Source organism: Micropruina sp. (assembly GCF_027492755.1).
GTDB lineage: Bacteria > Actinomycetota > Actinomycetes > Propionibacteriales > Propionibacteriaceae > Micropruina.
The window spans coordinates 1,454-7,755 of record NZ_JAPUED010000171.1; the positions used below are offsets into that span (position 1 = coordinate 1,454).

A 6,302-nucleotide genomic window follows, 5' to 3' on the forward strand; every position below is an offset into this window, starting at 1 on the left:
GGGTCAGACGGAGGCGGTCTCCGGGTTCTGCGCCCACAGGTCGGGGCCGAACACCTCGTAGTGGATGTTCTCGCTATGGATGCCCTTCTCCATCAGCGCCAACCGGGAGGTGCGCATGAAGGGCAGCGGGCCACACATGAACACCTGGGCGTCCGAGGGGACCTCGATGTCGGAGAGGTCCATGAAGCCTGATCGGGCCGGGTGCAACGTGGGGGCGACTTCGGCCTGCTCCTCGTACCACATCTGGCACCGCGCGTCCGACATGGCGAGCACCTGCCGGCGCAGGCTGTCGTACAGGGCGTGATGGTCGTGGGACTTGTCGGCATGGAACAGCCGAACCTTCCGGTCGGGTTGGCGCCGCGACAGATCCTCCATGATCGCCGCGATCGGGGTGATTCCGATGCCGGCCGAGACCAGCACCAGAGGAGTGGCGTCCGAATCGTCGAGCACCAGGTCGCCGGCCGGCTGGGAGACGTCCAGGATCGCCCCGGGCCGGGCGTTGGCGTGCAGCCAGCTCGACACCTGGCCGTCCGGGGCACCGTCCACGCCGTGGACCCGCTTGATGGTGACCCGCAGCGAATCGCCACGCGGGCCGGACGAGATGGTGTACTGCCGGGGCTGCCGCTCGCCGTTGGGCAGGTCGACTGCGATCGCCACGTACTGGCCGGTGCGGTGTGTCGGCACGTCGCCCTGCACGGGAACCAGCAGCAACGAGAAGACGTCGTCGGACTCTTCGAAGCGCTCCACGACCCGGTACTGCCGCCAGGGGTGAGCCGGATCGGTGCCTGCCAGCGCGTACAGCTTGGCCTCCTCGGCGATCAGCGAGCAGCCGAAAAGCCAGTACACCTCGTCCCACGCCGCCGCGATCTCAGGCGTGATCGCGTCACCGAGAACGGTCTTCACCGCCTTGAGCAGGTGGTGGCCGACGATCGTGTACTCCTGCGCCTTGATTCCGAGCGAGACGTGCTTGTGGGCGATGCGCTGCATCACCGGGGTGAAATCGGGTGCTTCCGGGTCGATCAGCTGGACGGCGAAAGCGACCACTGAAGCCGCCAGCGCCTGCGGCTGCTCGCCGATGGCCTGGTTCGCCTTGTTGAACACCCGCATCAGCTCAGGATGGGCGGCGAACATGTCGGGGTAGAACACCGTGGTGATCTGCTCGGCGTGTTCGGCGACCACCCCGGCGGTGGCGGCGACGATCTGCTCCGATTCTGGCGTGAGCCGCATTCGGTTCCTCCTTCTCAGGCCCGCTCCCCTGCGGGCACCCGGCGACCACGCCTGTTGCTGCCGTCCGCGATGATCGGGGCTCGCCGCGGGCAACTAGGGTGCGCTGGGCGATGGGGCGGGTCTGGAGGAAGGTTGGCACAACCGCACCGGTTTTGTGCGGAATATTCGGAGAAACCGAGGTGAATCCGGGTTGGTCGCCCTCGCCGGGCTATTCCTTGGGTCGGGGAGACCCGAACATGATCTCGTCCCAACTTGGAACGCTGGCCCGCTTGCGCTTGATCGAACGTGACGGCTCGTTGCCCGCCGCGTCGACCAGGCTCGGCTGCTCCGGCTCGGCGGGGGAGGGCTTGATCCGTCCCGGGCGAGGGGCCGGAGCCGATTCCTCGGTCTCGGGTGCGCCGGCCTCGGATTGTTCGGCAGCGGAGGTGTCCTCGACAAGCTCGACCGTCGGCTCTTCGGCTGCTGACGGGGTTTCCGCAGTCTCGGCCGGCGATTCCTCGAGCGTCGGATCCTCTGCGGGTGTGTCGACAGGCTCGACCGACGGTTCCTGGTGTTCCTCGAGAGTCGGATCGTCTGCGGGTGAGGTCTCGACAAGCTCGACCAACGGTGGGGTATCCACCGGCGGTTCCTCGGCGTCCGACGAGGGAGGGGTCTCGACAAGCGAGACCAGCGCTGGGGTGTCGACCGGTGGTTCCTGGTTTTCCTCGGCAGTCGGAGTGTCCGTGGATGGGGTCTCGACAAGCTCGACCAACGGTGGGGTATCGGCGTCATCGGCCGAGTCTGCGGACGCCGCAGCGAGATCTTCGTCGACCAGGCGCTCGGTGGGCTCGCCGGCGAGGATGTCGATCTCGATCTCGTCGGTGACGATCTCCACGGTTTCCGGGCCCTCGTGCAGCACGGGCGCGGCGGCCTGTTCCGGACGGGGGCGCACCAGCCCGGCGTAGATCTGGACGGAGTCCTCATCGAAGGTGGACAACATGTCGTAGAGCACGTCCATGTTCGACCGGTCGCCCGGAACGATGTCGTAGACGCCGTCCACCTCGGCCAGGTCACCCTCGGTGAAAGCATCCTCGCTGTCGGAGGAGCCGTCGTCGGACTCATCCTCGTCGAGGTCCTCGTCGTCGAAGTCGTCGGCGATGTCCGGGGTGACGGCGAACTGAGGCTGAATGGCCCTCACGATCGCCAACTCGTCGTTGCGGTCCGGACCGGCTTCACCCCGTCCCTGCTCGGAGGTGTGCGCCGACTGCTCGCCGGTCAGCCAACGGGCGTCGTCGTTGCTGGCGGTGGAGAACCGCCCGGTCTGGTCGTAGCTGAACTCGGCCTGATGAGGGGTCGACTCCAACTCGTAGGACAGTCGTACGGTCCAGCGGCGATCCTCGGCGCGCCAGGCGTCCCACTCGACGTCGTCGGGGTCCACGCCGTGCGGCAACAGCCGATCGGCGACGACATTGCGCAGGCTGCGGTGGGCGACGGCGTCCCCGGTGCGCCGCACCGGGTTGGTCTGCGCCAGGCCGGCGACGTGCTCGCGCTCGGCAAGCACCGGGCCGGCGAAGGGCTCGATCTTCGCGATGGGGACCCCGGCGGCCTGTGCAACAGCCTCCAACGACTCCCCGCCCCTGATCCGGGCCTGGATGTCGCGCGGTCGCAGTGCACTTTCCATGTCGATCTCCAGTTGTCCGCTGCGTGGTCGGTCGTTGCGCAGGGCCGCCGCCAACTCTTCGTCGGCGGGGATCGCCACCTGTCCGCCACCCTGTATGACGACGATCAGGTACCTCCCGTCGGGGCTCAACCCCAGTGGGTGGGCGGTGCGCATCGCTCGATCGCTCTCCTGTATTCGTGCTTTGTGCGTAACCTACCGGTTCGGACGCCGTGTCGATCCCTCGCCGGGCCCGCCCCGCGCGTCCTCGTTGCTGAGATAGGGGCCGCCGGGCTGCCGATGTTTGGAGCCGTGTGATATGTATGCCTCCGACACATTCAGGATCCAGTGATACCGCTAGCGCGGCTGACCGCCGGCAGGCGTTCGGGATGGAGTTACGAAACACAATGGCAACTGACTACGACGCTCCGCGCAAGACCGACGAGGAGAGCGAAGACAGCATCGAGGAACTCAAGACCCGCCGGAACGACAAGAACTCCGGCAAGGTCGATGAGGACGAGGTCGAGGCTGCAGAATCCTTCGAGCTGCCGGGCGCCGACCTCTCCCATGAGGAACTCACCGTGCGGGTGCTCCCGCGCCAGGCCGATGAGTTCACCTGCTACTCGTGCTTCCTGGTGAAGCACCGCAGCCAGATCGCGGTGACCCGCAACGGGCACTCCTATTGCGTGGACTGCGCCGACTGAGCTGACCCAGCAGACACGTCAGCCTCGTCCGGCCTTCGGCTGGACGAGGCTTCGACGTTTCTCGGCGGCTGTCATTCGGCAGCCGTGACGACGCGGGTCCGGGCTCAGAGGTGGAAGTTCACCCGTGAGCGGGTCGGGGCCGGCGTTCCCATCGCCTTCTCCCAACGGGTCGCCGCGAACCGGTTGGTGAGCAGTTGGGCGACGCCGATGCCGATGCCGCCGGCGAGCGCCCAGATCAGGGCCTCGCCGATCGGGGTGGCGGGATCGTTCGGGTCCGGCGGCTCGTCGCCGGTAGCGACCTTCCAAGCGCCGCGGACCGCCTTCTGGGCGACGACGGCGCTCAGTGCGCCGATGGCGCCCGCATAGAGGTTCCAGACGAGCCGTTGTGAGATCTTCATCGGTGGTTCCTTCGTTGGCCTTCCGGGTTTTGGGCCGAGTCTAGGCGTCGGTCGGTGTCGCCGCACTCACCCGCGTGGACGCAATCCCAGCCTGTTGCGGGCGGACTCGTCCGACACCGCGGACCGGCCCCCGCCACGTCCGCCGGACGGTTAGGTTGGGGGCGTGACCCGCAGCGATCCGCAACCCCACTACTCCGAACGGTTGGGCGTACCCGCCGCCTACTGGGGGATCGCGCTGTTCTTCGGCCTCAGCTTCGTCACCGCGGTCACGTTCATGCTGGGCGAGCTGATCCTGCTGGTCAGCACGGTCGCCACGGTCGGTTTGATCGCTTGGACGCTGCTGGCCTGGGGCTCGCTGCGGATCACCGTGGACGCCGACGGCGTCCGGGTCGGACCGAGCCTGCTGGAATGGCGCTACATCGGCACCGTGGCGGTGGCCGACCGGGCCGTGAAAGCCCGGGTGCTGGCCCGTGACGACGCCTTCCTTGGCTTGCGGCCCTACGTCACAGGGCTGGTGCTGATCGGCGTCATCGACGAGGCAGACCCCCATCTGTGCTGGCTGGTCTCCAGCCGTGACCCCGAAGAACTCGTCCGCGCCATCGAGGACAACCGGCCCTCGGGCGTCACCGAACCGGCGGAGCACTCCCGACTAGACTCCGGCGAGTGAACTCGCCCGAGAACCTCCAGGTGCTGTTGCGGCGGCTGGACGAGTCGATCCCGGTGCCGCGCTACGCCCACCTCGGCGACGCCGGCGCCGACCTGGCAACCGCCGAGGATGTCACCATCGCCCCTGGTCAGCGGGTACTTGTCGGCACCGGCTTGGCCATCGCGATCCCGATCGGCTGGGTGGGGCTGGTGCACCCGCGTTCGGGGCTGGCGGCGCGGCACGGACTCACCATCGTGAACGCGCCCGGCACGGTCGACGCCGGCTACCGCGGCGAGATCAAGGTGTGCCTGCTGAACACCGACACCCGCACCGAGGTCCAGCTGCGGCGCGGCGACCTGATCGCCCAACTGGTGCTGCAGCGGGTGGCGCAGGCCGACTTCATCGAGGTGGACGAGCTGCCGAGCAGCGACCGCGGCGTCGGCGGACACGGATCCACCGGAGGAATCAAGGGGTGGCTGCAAGCCGCCGAACCGATCAAGGAGCAGTCGTGATCTTTCGCCGAAAAGCCAAGGACGAGCCGATCGACGAACCGGCGGACGAGTCGACGGAGCAGTCGGACGCCGAACTGACCGACGCCGAGGCGACCGACGAGGTTGACGCGGACGTCGCCGAGGTATCGGACGCCGACGACGAGGCCGGTGCCGACGAGGCTGCGGACGACGAGGTGCCGGAGGAGTTGTCTGACGACGACTCCGACGACGCAGACGAGGACGAGGACGAGGACGTCGACTGGCGCGCCGACGGGCCGTTCGACCACGACGAGGTCGACCTGACCGCCGACGAGGTGCAGCGGCTCGATCTGGGCGCGCTGATCCTCACCCCGTGGGAGGGCATGGGCCTGCAGCTGCAGGTCAACGAGAACACCCAGCAGGTGGTGGCCGCGCTGGCGTTCTGGGAGCAATCCGGCCTCGAACTGGCGCTGCTCGCTGCCCCGACCAGCGGTGGCCTGGCCGACGAGTTGCTCGAAGACCTGACCGAAGAGGCGCAGCAGGCCGGCGGCAGCGCGACCACCGTGGTGGGACCGTTCGGCCCCGAGCTGCGGCGCGTCCTGCCGGCCGAAGGGCCCGGGGGAGAGCAGCTGTTCCAGGTCAGCCGGACCTGGTTCGCCGAGGGTCCGCGCTGGATGCTCCGCGGCACCCTGCTCGGTGAGGCGGGGCTGACCGAGGACGACGAGGGGGCGTCCGCGCCGTTCGTCGAGTTCTTCCGCAACGTCGTGGTGCGCCGGGGTGACGGGCCGATGGTGCCCGGCGAGGTGATCGCGATGACCATGCCGACGGTGCCGCAGGACTGAAGATGCCCGCCAATCCGTTCGAGCGTGCGTTGCGCTGGTTCGGCCGCTCGACCGAGGAACTCGACTCGGAGGCGGCGGTGAAGGCCGCGCAGGCGTCCGGGGCGATGACGATCGCCGATTGTGCCGACCGGCAGCGGGCCACCCTGCGCGGCCGGATCGCGGTGCTGACCCTGCGTCCGCGCAGCGGCACCCCCTGGCTGGAGGCCGAGCTCACCGACGGCTCCGGCAGCATCACCCTGATCTGGATGGGCCGCCGCGAGATCCCCGGCCTGATCGCCGGACGCGAGCTCAAGGTGACCGGCCGGGTCTCGTGGGTGGACGGCCGGCGCCGGATGTACAACCCGTACTACGAACTGCTCTGAACTCCGCTCCGGTCGGG

Annotated in this window: 8 protein-coding genes; 5 read left to right on the forward strand and 3 right to left on the reverse strand. The window is 68.5% G+C overall.

Going from position 1 to position 6,302, the window contains the following annotated elements; translation table 11 throughout:
- Nucleotides 1-3: 3 nt before the first annotated feature.
- Both Q0066_RS11810 and sepH read right to left on the reverse strand, forming a co-directional pair.
- A complete protein-coding gene (locus Q0066_RS11810) occupies nt 4-1,227 on the reverse strand; it encodes a globin domain-containing protein (protein ID WP_298133122.1) in 1,224 nt (407 codons plus the stop codon).
- 208 nt (nt 1,228-1,435) lie between these two features.
- Nucleotides 1,436-3,040: a septation protein SepH gene (gene sepH, locus Q0066_RS11815; RefSeq protein WP_298133124.1), complete on the reverse strand. Its 1,605-nt coding sequence runs from the start codon at nt 3,038-3,040 to the stop codon at nt 1,436-1,438.
- A gap of 230 nt (nt 3,041-3,270) precedes the next feature.
- On the opposite strand from sepH, the gene Q0066_RS11820 reads away from it, so the two are divergent.
- Nucleotides 3,271-3,567 carry a DUF4193 domain-containing protein gene (locus Q0066_RS11820; RefSeq protein ID WP_105185533.1) on the forward strand — a complete coding sequence of 99 codons (297 nt, stop codon included), beginning with the start codon at nt 3,271-3,273 and terminating at the stop codon, nt 3,565-3,567.
- A gap of 104 nt (nt 3,568-3,671) precedes the next feature.
- Here Q0066_RS11820 and Q0066_RS11825 read toward each other — a convergent pair whose 3' ends face one another.
- On the reverse strand, nt 3,672-3,965 hold the full coding sequence (locus Q0066_RS11825; protein WP_298133128.1) for a DUF4235 domain-containing protein: 294 nt from the start codon (nt 3,963-3,965) through the stop codon (nt 3,672-3,674).
- A 163-nt stretch (nt 3,966-4,128) separates the two neighbouring features.
- On the opposite strand from Q0066_RS11825, the gene Q0066_RS11830 reads away from it, so the two are divergent.
- The 4 genes from Q0066_RS11830 to Q0066_RS11845 are packed head-to-tail and all read left to right on the forward strand — an operon-like array spanning nt 4,129 to nt 6,285.
- Complete coding sequence (locus Q0066_RS11830; RefSeq protein ID WP_298133130.1) at nt 4,129-4,632, forward strand: DUF3093 domain-containing protein; 504 nt, start codon at nt 4,129-4,131, stop codon at nt 4,630-4,632.
- Complete coding sequence (dut, locus tag Q0066_RS11835; protein WP_298133132.1) at nt 4,629-5,123, forward strand: dUTP diphosphatase; 495 nt, start codon at nt 4,629-4,631, stop codon at nt 5,121-5,123. Before Q0066_RS11830 ends, dut begins: the two co-directional genes overlap by 4 nt.
- Complete coding sequence (locus Q0066_RS11840) at nt 5,120-5,923, forward strand: DUF3710 domain-containing protein (RefSeq protein ID WP_298133133.1); 804 nt, start codon at nt 5,120-5,122, stop codon at nt 5,921-5,923. Before dut ends, Q0066_RS11840 begins: the two co-directional genes overlap by 4 nt.
- A 2-nt stretch (nt 5,924-5,925) precedes the next feature.
- Nucleotides 5,926-6,285: an OB-fold nucleic acid binding domain-containing protein gene (locus Q0066_RS11845; RefSeq protein ID WP_298133135.1), complete on the forward strand. Its 360-nt coding sequence runs from the start codon at nt 5,926-5,928 to the stop codon at nt 6,283-6,285.
- Nucleotides 6,286-6,302: the final 17 nt, after the last annotated feature.